Source organism: Bacillus sp. M6-12 (assembly GCF_002860285.1).
Classification (GTDB): Bacteria; Bacillota; Bacilli; order Bacillales; family DSM-1321; genus Peribacillus.
Window position 1 is genome coordinate 435,205 of sequence record NZ_PGVF01000014.1, and the last position, 17,752, is coordinate 452,956.

Annotated in this window: 11 protein-coding genes, 1 tRNA gene, 1 rRNA gene and 2 pseudogenes; 10 read left to right on the top strand and 5 right to left on the bottom strand. The window is 41.3% G+C overall.

The genetic code is table 11. From position 1 onward, the window contains the following. Positions 1–209: 209 nt before the first annotated feature. The 3 genes and pseudogenes from CVD28_RS17235 to CVD28_RS17245 all read left to right on the top strand — a co-directional run bounded on the left by CVD28_RS17235 (position 210) and on the right by CVD28_RS17245 (position 4,670). A complete protein-coding gene (locus CVD28_RS17235; RefSeq protein ID WP_101594146.1) occupies positions 210–1,670 on the top strand; it encodes a CoA-acylating methylmalonate-semialdehyde dehydrogenase in 1,461 nt (486 codons plus the stop codon). Positions 1,671–1,702: 32 nt separating this feature from the next. After that, positions 1,703–3,043, top strand: a complete 1,341-nt coding sequence (locus CVD28_RS17240) for an aspartate aminotransferase family protein (RefSeq protein WP_101594149.1) — start codon at positions 1,703–1,705, stop codon at positions 3,041–3,043. A 412-nt stretch (positions 3,044–3,455) separates the two neighbouring features. Next, positions 3,456–4,670: pseudogene (locus tag CVD28_RS17245) on the top strand (ISL3 family transposase). 123 nt (positions 4,671–4,793) lie between these two features. On the opposite strand, the gene CVD28_RS17250 reads toward CVD28_RS17245, so the two are convergent. The 4 genes from CVD28_RS17250 to CVD28_RS28185 form a co-directional block, all read right to left on the bottom strand. Further along, positions 4,794–5,846, bottom strand: coding sequence for an ATP-binding protein (locus tag CVD28_RS17250; RefSeq protein WP_101594152.1), 1,053 nt, complete (start codon positions 5,844–5,846; stop codon positions 4,794–4,796). A gap of 445 nt (positions 5,847–6,291) precedes the next feature. Next, positions 6,292–6,474 (bottom strand): hypothetical protein, encoded by a 183-nt coding sequence (locus CVD28_RS17255; protein WP_101594154.1) that lies wholly within the window; start codon positions 6,472–6,474, stop codon positions 6,292–6,294. A 343-nt stretch (positions 6,475–6,817) separates the two neighbouring features. Next, complete coding sequence (locus tag CVD28_RS17260; protein ID WP_101594157.1) at positions 6,818–7,309, bottom strand: hypothetical protein; 492 nt, start codon at positions 7,307–7,309, stop codon at positions 6,818–6,820. Positions 7,310–7,612: 303 nt separating this feature from the next. Next, a tRNA-Sec gene (locus CVD28_RS28185) sits at positions 7,613–7,709 on the bottom strand. 184 nt (positions 7,710–7,893) lie between these two features. Between CVD28_RS28185 and CVD28_RS17265 the strand changes: the two genes are divergently transcribed. The 5 genes from CVD28_RS17265 (at position 7,894) to selB (ending at position 15,559) form a co-directional block, all read left to right on the top strand. Next, entirely contained in the window at positions 7,894–8,325 is a 432-nt protein-coding gene (locus CVD28_RS17265) for a DUF2621 domain-containing protein (RefSeq protein ID WP_101594159.1), read from the top strand. A 177-nt stretch (positions 8,326–8,502) separates the two neighbouring features. Further along, positions 8,503–9,648: an exonuclease SbcCD subunit D gene (locus CVD28_RS17270; protein ID WP_101594161.1), complete on the top strand. Its 1,146-nt coding sequence runs from the start codon at positions 8,503–8,505 to the stop codon at positions 9,646–9,648. Further along, positions 9,645–12,776 (top strand): SbcC/MukB-like Walker B domain-containing protein, encoded by a 3,132-nt coding sequence (locus tag CVD28_RS17275; RefSeq protein ID WP_101594164.1) that lies wholly within the window; start codon positions 9,645–9,647, stop codon positions 12,774–12,776. Before CVD28_RS17270 ends, CVD28_RS17275 begins: the two co-directional genes overlap by 4 nt. A gap of 32 nt (positions 12,777–12,808) precedes the next feature. Next, on the top strand, positions 12,809–13,621 hold the full coding sequence (gene coaW / locus CVD28_RS17280) for a type II pantothenate kinase (RefSeq protein WP_101594167.1): 813 nt from the start codon (positions 12,809–12,811) through the stop codon (positions 13,619–13,621). A 48-nt stretch (positions 13,622–13,669) separates the two neighbouring features. Continuing rightward, a complete protein-coding gene (gene selB, locus CVD28_RS17285) occupies positions 13,670–15,559 on the top strand; it encodes a selenocysteine-specific translation elongation factor (RefSeq protein ID WP_101594169.1) in 1,890 nt (629 codons plus the stop codon). A 48-nt stretch (positions 15,560–15,607) separates the two neighbouring features. Here the strand turns inward: selB and selD are convergent, their stop codons facing one another. Beyond that, positions 15,608–16,660: a selenide, water dikinase SelD gene (selD, locus tag CVD28_RS17290; RefSeq protein ID WP_101594172.1), complete on the bottom strand. Its 1,053-nt coding sequence runs from the start codon at positions 16,658–16,660 to the stop codon at positions 15,608–15,610. 178 nt (positions 16,661–16,838) lie between these two features. Here selD and CVD28_RS29330 point away from each other — a divergent pair. Next, positions 16,839–17,030: pseudogene (locus tag CVD28_RS29330) on the top strand (Rdx family protein); the annotation flags it as partial. A gap of 646 nt (positions 17,031–17,676) precedes the next feature. Continuing rightward, positions 17,677–17,752 (top strand): 16S ribosomal RNA (locus CVD28_RS17300); the annotation flags it as partial.

The following is a 17,752-nucleotide window of genomic DNA, read 5'->3' on the forward strand; positions in this document are numbered from 1 at the left end:
ATTGCCGTGCTTTTGGTGGAAACAATGGCGGAAAGGGAATAACAAATAGTTAATCTTGTCATATATTCTAGTTCTCTGCTTTTCTTACAATCTGTAGAAATTTTTTAACTAACTGTAGACAAAATGTCTAATGAAACTCACTCCCCAAGACATATATAATGAGGACAATATTAGTTACATAACTTTGAAAGTAGATGGAGGATGGGTATATGTCTGTTACCAAACCAGCAGTTGAAGTTTTAAAGAATTTTGTAGGCGGTATTTTGGTGGAGTCTGCAAGTGCTAAATTTGAAGATGTCCCGAACCCGGCAACAGGTGAATTGCTTGCGAGAGTTCCGCTTTCAACACGTGAGGATTTGGAACATGCCGTAAATGTAGCGAGGGAAGCGTTCAAGTCATGGAAAAAGGTTGCCGTCCCTCAGAGAGCCCGAATTTTATTCAGATACCAGCAGCTATTAACAGAAAATTGGGAAGAGTTGGCTACGCTGGTTACTAAAGAGAACGGGAAAAGCTATGAAGAAGCATATGGGGAAGTGCTGCGCGGCATAGAATGTGTAGAATTTGCTTCGGGAACTCCTACTCTGATGCAAGGGTATCAGCTTCCGGATATTGCATCAGGAATTGAATCAGGAATGTATCGTTATCCGATTGGTGTAATCGGGGGAATCACTCCATTTAATTTCCCGATGATGGTTCCATGCTGGATGTTCCCTATTGCGATAGCCTGCGGCAATACGTTTGTATTGAAACCGTCTGAAAGAACACCGCTTTTGGCGAATCGTTTGGCTGAACTAATGAAAGAGGCGGGATTACCGGATGGGGTGTTAAATGTTGTTCATGGTGCACATGATGTAGTAAATGGATTGCTGGAACATAATGATGTAAAGGCTATTTCTTTTGTCGGCTCACAGCCTGTAGCCGAATATATTTATAAAACAGCTGCTGCAAACGGAAAGCGTGTTCAAGCACTAGCAGGGGCCAAGAACCATTCGATCGTTCTTCCGGATGCAGATTTGGAAAATGCAGTACGCAATATTACAATGGCTGCTTTTGGTTCTGCCGGCGAACGCTGTATGGCTGCTTCCGTTGTGGTGGCTGTAGGAGATATAGCGGATCAGCTTGTAAACAGTCTAAAGCAGGCTGCAGATGAGATTACTATCGGAAATGGCCTCGATAAAGGGGTTTTCCTTGGCCCAGTCATCCGGGAATCACATAAAGATAGAACGCTGAAATATATAGAGTCTGGAGAGGAACAGGGAGCAACGCTGATCAGGGATGGACGGAATGACCAGGTTGAGGGAGAAGGCTATTTTATTGGGCCAACTATTTTTGACGGTGTTAAGACTGGCATGAAAATTTGGAGCGATGAAATTTTTGCGCCTGTTTTATCTGTCGTCCGGGTGGAGACATTGGATGAGGCTATTGAACTTGCCAATCAATCAGAATTTGCAAACGGCGCATGTCTTTATACTGATAGTGCAAAAGCAATTCGGAAATTCCGTGATGAGATGGATGCAGGCATGCTGGGAGTGAATTTAGGAGTCCCTGCTCCAATGGCCTTTTTCCCATTCTCAGGTTATAAAAAATCTTTTTACGGCGACCTGCACGCAAATGGAAAGGACGGAGTAGAGTTCTATACCCGCAAAAAGATGCTTACTGCCAGGTATTAATCCCCTAAATCTTAAAAAATGGAGATGATGTCATGCAAAACCTCGAAAAAACGCATGCCTTACAGGAAGCAGATGAAAAATTTCTCTGGCACTCCATGAAAGGATCTGGACCCGGGCAGGCAAATACGGTTTTTACAAAAGGTCAAGGTGCCTGGATAACAGACAATGACGGTAATCGATACCTTGATGGCATGTCCGGTTTGTGGTGTGTAAATGTTGGTTATGGCAGACAGGAACTTGCAGATGCAGCCTATAAACAGCTGCAGGAACTCGCATATGTACCATTAACCCAAAGCCACATTCCTGCCATCAGGCTTGCGGAAAAATTAAACGAATGGCTTGGCGAAGAATATGTTATTTTCTTTTCAAACAGCGGTTCAGAAGCAAATGAAGCGGCCTTCAAAATCGCCCGTCAATACCACCAGCAAACCGGGGGACATAACCGCTATAAATTTATTTCAAGATACCGGGCTTATCATGGAAATACAATGGGAGCACTGGCCGCAACAGGCCAGGCTCAAAGAAAATATAAATATGAGCCTCTTGGCCAAGGATTTCTACATGTAGCCCCTCCGGATATTTACCGGAATCCGGACGATTCAGCAACACTCGCATCAGCTGAAGAAATCGACCGAGTGATGACCTGGGAGATCAGTGATACAATCGCAGGTGTCATCATGGAACCAATCATTACAGGCGGAGGAATTATTATGCCGCCTCAAGGCTACATGGCGCGAGTTAAGGAAATCTGTGAAAGCCATGGTGCCTTGCTGATTTGTGATGAAGTTATCTGTGGATTTGGAAGAACAGGAAAACCATTTGGATTTATGAACTATGGTGTTAAACCTGATATTATTACAATGGCAAAAGGCATCACTAGCGCATACCTTCCATTATCGGCCACAGCGGTTAAACGGGAAATTTATAATGCATACGCAGGAGAAGATACGTATGACCGTTTCCGGCATGTTAATACCTTTGGCGGTAACCCAGCAGCTTGTGCGCTTGCTTTGAAAAACATGGAAATATATGAAAATGAAAATCTCATCGAACGCTCGAGAATACTGGGAGAAGCGCTTTTGGATGAGTTTCAGGAATTAAAAAATCATCCACTAGTAGGAGATGTTCGCGGAAAAGGACTTCTTGTAGGGATCGAATTAGTAAAAAATAAGCAGACAAAAGAACCTCTTGAAATTGAAAAAGTAAACAAGATGATTGCCCTTTGCAAGGAAAAAGGACTGATAATAGGAAAGAACGGCGATACTGTTGCAGGATATAATAACATCCTTTCCCTGGCACCGCCGCTAAGCATAACCGATGAGGACTTTACATTCATTGTCCGGACAATCAAGGAAAGCTTTTTGAAAATGTAATAGAAAGCGACTAAAAAGATGGGGGAAACCTCATCTTTTTTAATTACATAATTATTTGGATAAGAAATGGAAAAAAAGGTGTTGCGAACATCTGTTCCTTGTGGTAATATTAATTTAAACAAATAAAGAAATTCGATTCTAGTCAAGGATCAAGTTAATATAGCATACGAAAAAAATCTATACAGCAGGTTGTATGTCGCGCCTAAAGGAAAGGTTGTAGCGGCAGCCTAGCTGGCATCCAGTTTGCCCTGACCGATAGCGGACAGGGTTTTCTATTTAGGGTAAAGAAAAAGGCTCTATAATATTTGTTGGGGTTTACACACATTTCCGTTTGCATAAAAAAACACGCAAACTTCCATTTCTTATATACTTGAATTGACGAGAAACAAGTTAAGAATGGAGTTGCGTGCAAATGAATTTTACCATGAATATTCCTGGTTTAAAAGAGGCAGTCCTGACTAAAGTGGAACAAGTTGGTGAAGTGGTCCGGCTTTTTGTAGAAATGAAACGGAAAGTGCACCGGTGTCCAAGCTGCCAGTCCAGAACCACCCGTGTTCATGATTACCGCCTTCAAAAGATCCATCACTTGAAATGGTTTGAGAGAAAGACTCAGATATTTTATAAACGACGTCGCTATGCCTGTGATTGTGGAAAGCGATTTTCAGAAAAGAACCCAATCGTTCAGCGGTATCAGCGTACTTCCGTGGAATGGAATCAGGCGATTGTGATACGAGCCATTAAAGGAAAAACCTTTAAGGAGACCGCTGAAAACTATGGTACATCTGCCACCACTATTGTCCGCCGTTTTGACCGGGTGGCCCATCAGGAGATCCGATCCGTGGAACAGCTCCCATCCGTTATTGCCATAGATGAATATAAGGGGGACACCCGGGAGGGTAAATACCAGTTAATCATTGCCGATGGGATCACCAAAAAACCGTTGGATATTCTTCCTAATCGCTATAAGAATACTATTAAACAATACCTGCAGAAGCACGGCAACCAGGTTCAGGTGGTCATTATGGACATGAGTCAGGCATTTAAAGCAGCTGTTCAGAGTGCACTGGGTCGACCGGTCATCGTGGCGGATCGCTTTCACTTTTGTAGGTATGTATACTGGGCGCTGGATGGTGTAAGAAGACGGGTACAAAAGGAATTTCATTCCTATGATCGCAAGAAGTGCAAACGGATGAAGTATGTATTTCATAAGGAACAGAATCAGCTAACGAATGATGAATGCTGGCATCTAGACCGGTATCTGGGGATGTCGGAGGAACTGAAAACAGCGTACGGACTAAAAGAAGCCTATCGGGAATGGTTTTCAAGGGCTAAGGAAATGGGGTCTCAACAAATCGGATTGGTAAAAGAGGAACTTAAAACATTTTATAAATTGGTGGAGGCAGCAGGCATTCCAGAAATGGGATCTGCGATAAAGACCTTTTAAAACTGGCAGACAGAAATTCTCAATAGCTTTGTTTATGGCTATTCTAATGGGTTTTTAGAGGGAATTAACAATTCAACGAAAGTCCTCAAACGGAATGCCTTCGGCTTTAGAAGTTTTGAACGCTTTAGGGCTAAAATATTACTCTCACATCAGTATAAAGGAATTGGGATTCACATCGGATAAGGGTGACGACAAACAGTCATCACCCCAACATTTGACGGAGAACCAAGAAAAAAAGTTACAACAATGAAGCAGCAGCAAAAAAAGGGCAAACTGTTTTATAAACAGATGCCCTTTACTTTACTTTTAAGATTCAAGCAATTGTTTCCCTGTCTTTGTTTTGAGGGGTAAGACAATTTCAAAAATGGTACCAATTTCCTGATGACTATTAACTTCGATGGTTCCTTGATGAATCTCGATAATACGCTTGCAAACCATAAGGCCTAAACCTGTTCCTTTTTCCTTAGTCGTATAAAATGGTTCAAATAATTTTTTTTGCCTTTCTTCTGAAATACCGCAGCCTCGATCTCGTATTTCTATTTTAAATTGGCTTTCATCCATCTTTGTGAGTGAAATATCAATGCTTAGTGATTCAGATGTGGCCTCTATCGCATTTTGTAAGATATTTATTAAAACCTGTTTAATCTGATTTGGATCACAAAAGGCTGTAATTTTATCGGAGAAAAATAAATTTACCATGATGCTTTTCAAGTTAGTCTGAGGTTCCATAAATTTGATTACATTCCGGACTAAAGCGTTGATATTGGTTTCCTTTATTTCCATTGTTTCTTTAGGCTTAGCGATAAACATAAATTCATTAACGATTTGATTAATTCGATCAAGTTCGTCCTCCATTATGAGAAGATACTCATGTAGCGAAGGATCAGTGACTTGTTCTTTGATAATTTTTGTGAAGCCTGTTAAAGAAGTTAATGGATTACGAATTTCATGGGCAATTCCGGCAGCTAATTCACCGACAACAGACAATTTTTCCATTTCTCGAATCCTTTTTTCATTATTCTTTTCCGCTGTAATATCGATGGCTGTTCCATTCACTTCTACTACTTCTGAATTAATTTTGATTGGAAACAAATTAGCGAGATAGTATGTATCTCCAATGTAACCTTCATAATTAACAGTTTCCCCATTCCAGGATTTTTCATAAAATCTTTCCTTTTGAAGTGCCTGATCTCGCGGGACAAAATCAAAAACAGTTTTCCCAATTACCATAGAAGGGGTCATTCCTAATTTCCTAAGTAAATCACCCTCAATATATGTATGAATAAATTGATTGTCTTTCTTTATGAATTTAAAAACAAAACCATTTTGTCTGGGAACAAAATCACGATAATTAATCATTGGCAGCTCATCCCCTGTAGAGATATTGTTTATATTGATTCGTGATATCTTTCTATAATCCTTCCTAACTATGGAATGGAAGAATAAAAATAGTTTTTGTGCTGACAATTAAGATAGGAACGCGCTTGTCTTATTTTTATGCTTATTTGGTTCTAAAAGTATGCAAATCTGTATAAGTGTGCAACAGGAGGAGAAAGAACCTTGAAAACCATCGGCCCGACTTGGGATTTGGAAGTCTGCAAACAATGTGAATTTTGTCCTAAGCTCAGCTCTCCCGCTACTATCAGGTTACGAGGTCCACTATATCTTATATGGAGTTGAGGCAGTTTATATTTTAGGGGAAAATTAAAAAAACAGTTAAAGATGAACAGCAAGAATTATTAATGAATCCTAAAAACCGATCAGCCCATATTAACACTCTTATAATTTTTAAGAATGAGTTTTTTTAATTCAAAGACAAAAAATGTTTTTTCAGTTCTTCTTCAGTGACTATTATCTTTCCCTTTAATTCTTCAGATTGTAGAACAAACTCTTTTACTCCAATGAATTCGGAATAAGAAATAACAAAAAATTTAGTTCCTTTTTTGTAAAAATCTTTATAGTCTTTAATTAATTTGTACATCTTCATTTTCTTACCTCAATAGAGTATAAAATTTTTTAATTCAATTTACTCTTTTTCTTCCAGTGAGACAGGAATGAAATAGGAATTGAGAGGTTAAAGGCTTTTTGAATCGGTATAAGTTTTATAAGGACAATAAAAGGGCTCCCGGCAAAATACAGATTGGGCCATTGAATTCAAATTTGATAAATATAAAAATGACGGAGCATAAATTGATCTCAGTCTAAAGTGCGGAGTTTAATTTATGTTCCGCGACCGTCTTTTATAGTTATTTTTCAATTTATATTAATCGTTGATCTTTTTTTTGTTTTTTCATAACTGCGACCTTGCAGGAGTATCTAGAGAAAAAAGATTAATTGAGAAAGGGTTTCTGCTTGAAGCCTTCTTCTTCTAAATAGCGTTTTGCTTCTGTTTCTGATCCAAAGCTCTCCTCCAGATTAAGACCGGAATACACATTCCACAAAAGATCTTCTTGGATGAGACTAAGCTGTTGCTGGTCAGAATTCAGCCAGACGGTTTCCTTTACTTCGGCTTCAGCTTCTTGCCCAGCCACCTCTTCATAAGGATCAATTGATAGATACCGGATACTGTCCTTTATCATTTTTCGCAGCTTGTCCTCGGTAAATTCCCGAATATTTACATAGCCCTTTTCATTAGTCTGACTTTCCGGCAAATGCCCCGCAAACACAAAACCATTGCCGTTTGGATGAAGGTGCTGAATAACTATCTTTTTCTCATGCATGCTTTCATCATAATGAAAATTCACACGTCCAAGTGATACGTCCCTCCGCTGCAATTCAGGGAAGGATTGAATAATCGCCAACTTTTCTTCAAATGTTAACAAGCTGTGTGCCTCATTTCTTCATAAAATGTTTGTTGATTATATCATACCCGAAGATCAAGCTTAGTCACACTTATGAAAAATAATTCCTTAAGTGGATAGAAATTATTTTAAAATATTGCTTTTTTCATTTTTCTAAATGGCTTTTTTGCATAAAAATAACCCTCCTATAATTTATATAGTGGGCTAAGAGAGGCGGTGCTTCACGGTTCGTAAAAAGTCTATATCTGTTCTTCAATTATGACAAACAGACAATTTAGTACTTGTACTAATTCAACATGTATAGCAGAAATAAATAAACATTGTTGGCGGGACCGTGTGGGAATCGAACCCACCAGAGACGACACGCGCCTCTCAAGCAGTTTTGAAGACTGTGGAGCGCACCAGCTACCCTTCCGACCCCGTGTTGAAAAGACCTTACTTATTATATATACTTTTTCGACAAATATCAACATGGATAGCTGTTTTATGATTTGAAGTAACCTGAAGTCGTTTCTGTCTCAGCACAGTTTTTCTTGTAATTATATATGGCTCGTGGCTATAATAAATGATACATACTAGATTAATTGATTGTAGGGGTGAACAGGGTGCAGCAGCTTGAAGGCTGGTTTTTATGGTTTATCCTGTTTTGGATAGTAGTTTTGGTTGGATCTTTTGCGATTGGCGGCTTTTTCATGTTCCGAAAATTTCTAAAAAGAATGCCGAAAGAAGATGGAAAGTCAGACATGGATTGGGAAGAGCATTTTGTCGAACAGACACGCGAATTGTGGTCTCCTGATGAGAAGGTCTTGCTGGAAGATTTAGTCAGCCCGGTTCCTGAATTGTTCAGGGATGTGGCCAGACAAAAAATTGCAGGTAAAATTGGAGAGATTGCCGTAAAGGAAAAAGCTTCGCACATAACGGAAGACCACATTATCCGTGGGTATATTCTTGCAACTCCGAAGCGCGACCACAAATTTTTGCGAAAAAAGCTTTCGGAAAGAAAAGTGGATTTACAGCCATATAAACATTTATTTTAGCAACTGGGACAAAACATAATGTTTTGTCTTTTTTGCATTTATACGTATGGTTAATTTTCTCACAATCTATATAAATTATGTACTAAAGGTAAAAAAGAACATTTGTTTCGTTTTTCGTTTTTAAGTTTTATTTTTTGCTATAATCAAACCATAGATGAATACGGATGGAGTGGAAATATGAAATTCATACATACGGCTGATTGGCATTTGGGGAAAATTGTCCATGGTGTACATATGACAGGCGACCAAAGGCATGTGTTGCAGCAATTTATAGAGGTAGTTGACGAAGAGAGGCCGGATGCAGTTGTTATTGCAGGGGACTTATATGACCGTTCTGTGCCTCCGACTGAGGCTGTTGAACTGCTGGATGAGGTGCTGTATACCATTAATGTAGACATGAAGACGCCGATTGTTGCCATTTCAGGAAATCATGATAGCGCAGAACGGCTTTCTTTTGGTTCTTCCTGGTATCGTCACAGCAATCTTCACATTCAGGGAAAGCTTCCCCAAAAATTTGAGCCCGTACGGTTAAATGGCGTCAATTTTTACCTGGTACCTTTTGCTGAGCCTGGAGTAGTCAGGTCTATGCTGGATGATGATTCAATCACTACCCATGATGACGCGATGAAGGCGATTGTTGGAAGAATAGAAGACATTCTTAATCCGAATGAGCCGAACGTTTTCGTGGGACATGCATTTGTTCTTGGCGGCAAAACAACTGATTCAGAACGGATTTTATCCGTCGGCGGTTCAGGATGTGTCGCTTGTGAGCTGTTTGATGCTTTTGATTATACGGCGCTGGGACATTTGCATAGTCCGGATGCATTAAAGCACGATAAAGCCAGCTATTCAGGTTCTTTAATGAAATATTCCTTTTCGGAAGCGAAACAAAAGAAATCCATTTCAATCGTTAATATGAAGCCAGATGGCAGTTTTGAAACCAATTATCGATCCCTTGTTCCAAAGCAGGATATGCGTGAGGTTGAAGGCATGATGGAAGAGCTGCTTGATCCTGCTTTCTATCAATCTCAAAGAACGGAAGACTATCTGAAAATTACCCTGCATGATGAAGGGTCAATCATCGATCCGATGAACAAGCTCCGAATGGTTTATCCGAATGTCCTGCATTTGGAACGAAAGTGGGAAGCCGTGGACAGTAAGCGAAAACAAAGCTTCCAGACTGTAAAGGACGCTAAGAAAACCGAGCTGGACCTGTTTGAAACGTTTTACAGTGAAATGACTGAACGCCTGTTTGATGAGACGAAACGCCACGCGATTGCCTCTGTAATCGAGAGAGTGAAAAGGGAGGAGGCGCTGAAATGAAACCATTGAAGTTGACTATGCAGGCATTCGGGCCATATGCAGGAAAAGAGCATATCGATTTTACCCTTCTTGGCAGCAGAACAATGTTTGTAATTTCCGGGAAAACGGGCGCTGGAAAGACGACTATTTTTGATGGGATTTCTTTTGCAATTTACGGGAAAGCGAGCGGTGAAGACAGGAGCGGACAAGAGCTGCGCAGCCAGTTTGCGGAAGACAGCCTGACAACCGAAGTTACTCTGGAATTTATGCTACGCGGAAAATCGTATGTAATTACACGCGCACCGCAGCAGGAGAAGAAGAAAAAATCGGGAAATGGCGTTACAACTGTAACAGCAAAAGCCGAACTTTATGAAATAGAAACGAATGGCGAAAAAAAACTGCTTGGTGCGAATGTACGTGAAGTGGAAGAAAAAATCAAAACTATCATGCAGCTGGATGCAAACCAATTCCGCCAGATTTTAATGATTCCCCAAGGAGAATTCCGAAAGCTGCTTACATCCGAGAGCAAGGATAAAGAACAAATCCTGCAAAAACTGTTTCATACGGAGCTATATAAACGTGTAGAAGAAAAACTTAAGGAAGAAGCTGCCGAACTAAAAGTAATGGCGGAAAAAAGCCGGCTTGCGCGTGTTGGTTTATTGAAGGATATTTATACCGCCGAAGAATCGGAGCTCAGTGAAGAAGTACAAAAGGATGAACCAAATGAACATATTGTACTTCCATTACTTGTTTCTGAAATTGAAAAGGCTGAGATAAAGCTCAATGAAATGGAAACAATTCTGCAAGCCAAGGAAGCCGAGAGAAGCCAAGCTCTGCAGGAAATTCACAAAGCTGAAGACATTTTGGCAAGGATGACTGAGAGGGATAAACTTCATGCCGAAAAAATGCAGCTTGAAGCCAAAAAGGCAGAGATTGAAGAATTAAAAAACTCTATCCGCCTAGCACAAAAGGCAGCCAATTTGGAAAAACAGGAACAGTATTGTAAAAGAATTCACTCTCAGGTGTCCCAGCTAAAGTCGGAGTTAGAAAGGCTTACAATGGAAGCGGGTAAGTGGGACGAAATTAAGAAAGAGCTTCAGAATATATATGAAAAAGAGCAGCAAAGATCTTCCGAACGCGACCAGGCTGCCGGAGAGGTTCATCGCCTGCAGCAGCTAAAAGAAAAGGTTCTGGTTTTTTCGGCAGTACATACCGAAACCGGGGTTCAGCAATCCATGTGGAAAAACGCTGCTTCTGACAAACAAAATGCAGAAGGAGAATTCCGTGAACTTGCTGAAGCAGAAGAAAGACTGCAGCAAAAAAAGAGTGATTGTGAAAAGGCGGCCCTATTATTTTCAGAAGTGCAAAGGAAATGGGAAAAAGCAACATCATTTCTTCAGCAGTTTTCGAGGCTGTCAGATATTATGAAGGACCTTGCCAAGGCAGAAACCATTCTTGGTGCAAAAGAACAAGCATTCAGTGAGCTAACAAGCAATCTGGAAAGTGAAAAACAGCTGTATGATAGGCTTGAACTTAGCTTGCGTTCTTCTCATGCAGGGGTGCTCGCAGCCACGCTAATAAGTGGTGATGCATGTCCTGTGTGCGGTTCAGCCCATCACCCGAACCCGGCTGAAATGTCTGCTGCTTCGCCTTCTGAAGAAGAAATGAAAGTTCAAAAAGCTAATGTAGCAAAAGCTGAACAAGCGCGAAGCAAGGCAGAGTCAGAGTATTATCAAGTAAAGTCAAGCTGGACTTCACTAAACGTCAGTGCAGAAGAAAAAATCTCGGAAATACAAGAAACAATTCCAGATTTCCATGTCTCAGACATTACCCTCTTTGCGGTTAAATACAAGCAGGAAAAGCAAGAACTTGAACAGGAGTTAAAGCAGTTAAAGCTAAAAAAAGATTCACTTTCCCGGATTGAAACAGAATATAACAATCTCAAACTGCAGCGGGAAGAAAAGAAAAGGCTGATTGAGGAGCTTGGGACAAAGGAAGAGTCATTAAAAACCAGCTACTTGGAGCTTAACGCAAAATTAAGCAGTCTAATGGATACTGTCCCAGAGGATATGCGGACACCAAAAAGGTGGGAAAGCGCACTGGGAGCAGCCCGGGCCCGGCAAAAAGACCTGCAGGATGCACTTGAAAATGCTTCGGCGAAGCTGCAGCAGGCAAGGGAAACCGAATCTGCTTTTTCTGCACAAAAGTCTTCAGTAATGGAAAATTATAATAAAATGCAGGCGGAGCTGGAACAGGAACGCAGCCGTTTTAAAGAAGACATGTTGGCCCAAGGGTTTGATACGTATAACGCATATGAGACAGCCAAGCGCACTGAGGAACAGATAGACAGCTACGAAAAGGCAATAGAAGCGTACGGTCAAAAATTTCATGCCATTACAGGGTTGCTTCATGATATAGAATTTAAATTGAAAGATGTAGCAAAACCGGATTTGGCCGAACTGCAAAGGATATTAAACTCTGTTTCTGCAGAGCTTGAAAAGCTGAGAATTTTCCAGCAGGAATGGAGAATGGGCAAACAAAGAAATGAAATGATCCTCAAGAAGATTGAAGAAATCACTGCATCCCAAAAGGAAATTGACGAAAAATATGCAGTAGTCGGGCATCTTTATGAAATTACAAAAGGCCAGAACCCATTCAGAATTACATTTGAGCGCTATGTATTGGCTGCGTTTTTGGATGATATATTAAAAGAGGCCAATATGAGGCTGATTAAGATGACAGGCGGGCGTTATCAATTGCTCAGGAAAATCGATCCGACCCGCCGCAATATTCAGAGCGGGTTAGAACTAACGGTTTTTGATCAATATACTGGTCAGGAACGGCATGTTAAAACGTTATCAGGCGGGGAAAGCTTTAAAGCGGCACTTGCACTTGCACTTGGACTTGCAGACGTAGTTCAGCAGTATGCCGGTGGTGTTTCGCTTGAAACGATGTTTATTGATGAAGGGTTTGGAACTCTTGATCCTGAATCTTTAGATAATGCAATTGAAACGCTGATGGATATTCAAAGCAGCGGACGTTTGGTAGGCATCATCTCGCATGTTCCGGAGCTGAAGGAAAGAATCGACGCCCGCTTGGAGGTCAGCGCATCTCAAAAAGGTAGCACAACTGATTTTCTGTTTATGTAATAATTAATCTCTATTAGACGGGAGCTGGGCATATGGAAGCGCAAAAAGTAATTGGGCTGGATGCAGGTGGTTCGCTGATTAAACTTGCTTATTTTGACAGAGGGGATCTTCATCTAAAAAAATACAGTTATCAGGACATGGATTCACTTTTGGGCTGGCTTTCATTTCTCGCTCCCGATGCAAATATCCGTCTTACCGGCGGCAGAAGCATAGGAATAAAAGGAAAATTGTCAGGGCGGATTTCCGAGTTAACAGAATTTGAGGCATTTACCGAAGGGGCGTTATACTTGCTGGAAAATGAACAATCCGTTCGGGAAAAAGGATTTATTGCAGTTAACATCGGAACCGGATCTTCCCTTCATTTTATTAAAGATGGCAAAAGTGAAAGGCTGATTGGCACAGGTGCGGGCGGGGGGACCTTACTCGGCCTTGCCGCTCTTTTACTTGAAACAGGTGATTATAATGAGTTGATAAAGCTTGCGAAAAACGGGGAAAGGAGCGCAGTTGACCTTCAGGTGAAGGATATTTATGCCCCGTTGGAACCACCTGTTCCCGGCTGCCTGACAGCAAGCAATTTTGGCAAAGTAATGCCTGGGACCCACCATACACGTGAAAATATTGCAGCTTCCCTAACTGGATTAATAGCAGAAACGAATATGCTGCTGGCCATCCAGGCTGCGCAAACAAAAGGGACCTCTTCCATTGTTTATTTTGGAGGGGCATTGGCTGGTAATACACCGTTGGAGGGTATGTTGGAGCAAGGCACCAAATTGTTTGGATGTGAACCGCTTATTCCTGAAAGTGGTGAATTTTGCGGAGCAATTGGTGCATTGATTGCAAAATAGCTATGATATAATGCCCTTAAACGAATTTAGAACTAGAAGGGTGTCACAATGAAAAAGTATTTTACCATTGGTATGGCCGGCCATATCGACCACGGGAAAACAACGCTGACAAAGGCATTAACAAACGTGGATACGGATCGTTTAAAAGAAGAAAAGGAAAGACAGATTTCGATCGAGCTTGGTTTCGCACCTCTTTTTGAGGATGACCATATGCATGTGTCGGTCGTCGATGTACCTGGCCATGAGCGCTTTATCCGGCAAATGATCGCAGGTGTGGCAGGCATAGATTTGGTGGTGCTTGTTGTGGCGGCAGATGAAGGCGTTATGCCACAAACGAAGGAGCACCTTGAAATTCTCCATTTTCTCGGAGTTCGAAGAGGAATCGTGGCTATCAGTAAGGCTGACAGAGTGGAAAATGACTTTCTTGACCTCGTACGTGAAGAAATTTTACTCGAGCTTGAGAACAGCATTTTCAAAAACTCCCCTGTTGTAATGGTCGACAGCATTTCTCGCAAAGGGATTGATCAGCTAAGGGCAACGATACTAAACGAGCTTGCGCAGCTGGAACCCCGTGACAGCACCGGGCCCTTCAGGCTTCCCATTGATCAGGTGTTTACGGTTAAAGGCCAGGGAACTGTAGTGCGGGGAACCGTATATGAGGGCAGGGTAAATGAAGATCAGACTATATTGGTGCTGCCGCAAAATATCGAAGTGCGGGCAAGGCAGCTGCAGGTTCATCATAGCCCGGCAAAAACCGCATTCGCTGGACAGCGTGTGGCCATTAACCTTTCCGGGACAGCAAAGGAAGAGCTGGAACGCGGGAATGTGCTTGTGTCTTCTAAGCATTTTATCGTATCAAATTGCATGGATGTTTCCTTGCAAATGGTTGGCGACCTTGAGCACTTAGTGAAACAAAGAATGCCAATAAAATGCCATATTGGAACTTCAGAAGTTATGGGACGGATTGTATTCTTTGATAGAAATGAAATAACTGAGGAATCAGGAGAAATTTTGTGCCAGCTCCGTCTCGAAGAAGAAATCGTGATTAAACGTGGTGACCGTTTCATTTTGCGTCGGCCCAGTCCTCAGGAAACAATTGGAGGAGGCTGGGTAATTGACCCGAAAGGCGAGAAGTATCGATTTGGAGATAAAACTATTCAGGAATTGGTAAAGAAGAGGGAAGGAAAACCGGATGAACGCGTACTCGCCGCGCTCCAGGCAGCAAAAGGGTTAACTGCTGCAGACCTCCTAACAAGAACATCACTGTCAAATGAGGAACTTGTTAGTGTTCTCCAAATGGAGTCATTCATTTGTTATTATCCTGAACATTATACGCACAAATCAGTAATTACGGCCGTAATCGAGGATATATTCGACCAGCTAATGGTGTTTCATAAAAAGAGCCCAATGAGACCTGGGATCAACAAAGCCGAAATTGTTCAGTCCTTGCAGAAGAGTCTGCCTTCGCAATTGATTGAATATGTTTTGGAAACCGGGGTAGAACAGGGGATATGGGATCGGAAAGGTTCGATCATCTCAAAAGCCGAGTTCCAGCCGCATGTTCCGAAAAGCTGGAGCAAGCGTGTGGAAGGAATGCTGGAAGCGATTGAAAAAGCGGGTTTATCTGTCGAGTATCTTGAGAATTATCTGGCAGAAGCAGGGATCCCATCAAATATTGCATTAGAATTACGCTATTTTCTCTTGAATACAAAACAAATTATGGCATTAGACGAAAAATTCCACCTTGCTACTTCCGTATTTAATAAAGCTGTCAATAAGCTGAAGGAGCATACAGGTGATACATTTGAAGTTGGAGATGCAAAAGAAGTACTCGGGTTATCGAGAAAGTATATGATTCCATTCCTAGAACTTCTAGACCGAGAAAAAATCACGGTTCGGGAAGACAACAGGCGCAGATGGGTAAAGAAAGTTCTTTAGAAATATATTAAAAGGAACCAGGCATTGAGCTTGGTTCCTTTTATTGTGTTATCGAACGTAAATAAGTTTTGTGTTTTTTTCTGTCACGCTTCCTATTATAGCGGTTGACTCAATTCCTGCTTTCTTCATATTAGTTACATATTGAGCGGCTTCGTCAGGCGGCATTGATATTAACAGCCCTCCGGCAGTAATCGCGTCGCATAAGATTAGCTGTTCCTCAACTGGCATAGCTTCAGGATACGCTACATCTCCTGCCAGCCAAGAGTGATTGGATTTAGTCCCGCCTGGCACAACTCCACTCGCAGCCAGCTCCCTTGTGCCGTCCAGCATCGGTACATCCATACTGCTTATTTCGATGCTAACCTCGCTGCCTCTTGCCATTTCACTTGCATGACCGAGTAAACCAAAACCGGTTACATCAGTTACTGCAGTGGGATTAAACCTTGTTAAATGTTCTGCTGCAGTTTTATTTAACATTGCCATTGTTTCCGTAACTGCTTTTTCCTGTTCAGCTGTTGCGGCATTTCGTTTAATTCCTGTTGTAATAATTCCAACACCTATAGGTTTCGTTAATACCAGCACGTCGCCGGGCTTAGCACCGACATTTTTCCAGAACTTTTCCGGATGGACGATCCCTGTAACTGACAGCCCAAATTTCGGCTCCTGATCATCAATGCTATGGCCTCCGACCGTTACGGCACCTGCTTCATTTACTTTATCAGCAGCACCCTTCAGGATTTCTGCAAGTATTTCACCGCCTAGTTTTTTAATCGGATATCCAACGATATTTAACGCGGTTTTTGGTTCTCCGCCCATAGCATATACGTCGCTTAATGCATTGGCGGCAGCGATTTGGCCAAACATATATGGATCATCCACAATAGGAGTGAAATAGTCGACTGTCTGAATCAATGCTATGGAATCGGTAAGTTTATATACCCCCGCGTCATCGGAAGTATCGTGACCTACAAGCAATTCAGGTACTGGATCATACTTTGGTAAATGACGCAAAACTTGCGCCAGGTCCTCTGGACCAATTTTGCAGCCTCAACCAGCCTTTGAGGAAAGAGCGGTTAGGCGGATATCTTCATTTTCTTTCATAAGCTTTAGTCACCTCCATTGTTAGTATAGTTCATTTAACTATGTACATGCTATTACAGGCAATTAATTTGCTTTGGCTTTAAAATTTACATACAATGCTAGTGAAAACTTAGTGGGAGGTTATTTAATGACTTACGATGTTAGAGTAGAATTTTGCATGATGTGAAACTTTTCCCCTAAAGCTGCGGGTCTCGCAGAAGAATTGTTCAGCCATTTTAGAGGAAGTATTACTAAACTGGAAATGATCCCATCTTCCGGTGGTGTATTTGAAGTTATCATTAACGGTGAAAAAATATACAGTAAGCAAGAAACGGGTGTTTTTCCGAAAAATCCAGATATCATTGCCAAAATGGAAGCCTTAAATAATTAAATAATTAAATAATTAAGAGAAAAAGACCGGTGAATTTAGCCTTCAAACACATATGGGCAGGCTGGAACGGTCTTTTTCCAAAGAAAAGGGCACCGCACAGATTGTTCGGCAAAAACAAATTAAATAATTAATGAAGTTGTTTCGTTAAGACTCGCTGACACCCCTTATTCTGGTAGCTTGTACTAACTGCTGCTTATTCTTTTTTTAAGTGTGGGTAGAGAGAATAAATCTATATTGGTTACTTATGAATTACGTACCGAACTGTTTTGTACACTTCATAATAAATCAATTATAAAACATAGGGCAGGATTGTTTCATCGAAATTTAGTTCGCAGAAGTTGACAACCGTTTTTATTTTTGTTAATATAAATCATGTCGATGAGACATATCATATATATTTTGAAATGTTATAAAAAAACTTCATTCGTGGAAGTTGACATCCGTATCTTATTATGGTAAGATAGTAAATGTCGCTGAAACAGTGATGTGAAATTGCTCTTTGAAAACTGAACAAAACAAAGCGCCAACGTTTTAAGTAATAGTGAGCACACACTTTAAAGGATGCAAAGGAACATCGACTAAGAACGTCACGTCCTGTGGCAACGTCGATGCCGGCACATCTATGTGCAAGTGAGCAAGTCAAATTCTATCGGAGAGTTTGATCCTGGCTCAGGACGAACGCTGGCGGCGTGCCTAATACATGCAAGTCGAGCGGACTTGAC

Excerpts from the sequence above, each read along its gene's own strand:
- CVD28_RS17235 (WP_101594146.1), top strand. The coding sequence starts at position 210 with ATGTCTGTTACCAAACCAGCAGTTGAAGTTTTAAAGAATTTTGTAGGC.
- CVD28_RS17240 (WP_101594149.1), top strand. The coding sequence starts at position 1,703 with ATGCAAAACCTCGAAAAAACGCATGCCTTACAGGAAGCAGATGAAAAA.
- CVD28_RS17250 (WP_101594152.1), bottom strand. The coding sequence starts at position 5,846 with ATGATTAATTATCGTGATTTTGTTCCCAGACAAAATGGTTTTGTTTTT.
- CVD28_RS17255 (WP_101594154.1), bottom strand. The coding sequence starts at position 6,474 with ATGAAGATGTACAAATTAATTAAAGACTATAAAGATTTTTACAAAAAA.
- CVD28_RS17270 (WP_101594161.1), top strand. The coding sequence starts at position 8,503 with ATGAAATTCATACATACGGCTGATTGGCATTTGGGGAAAATTGTCCAT.
- CVD28_RS17275 (WP_101594164.1), top strand. The coding sequence starts at position 9,645 with ATGAAACCATTGAAGTTGACTATGCAGGCATTCGGGCCATATGCAGGA.
- coaW (WP_101594167.1), top strand. The coding sequence starts at position 12,809 with ATGGAAGCGCAAAAAGTAATTGGGCTGGATGCAGGTGGTTCGCTGATT.
- selB (WP_101594169.1), top strand. The coding sequence starts at position 13,670 with ATGAAAAAGTATTTTACCATTGGTATGGCCGGCCATATCGACCACGGG.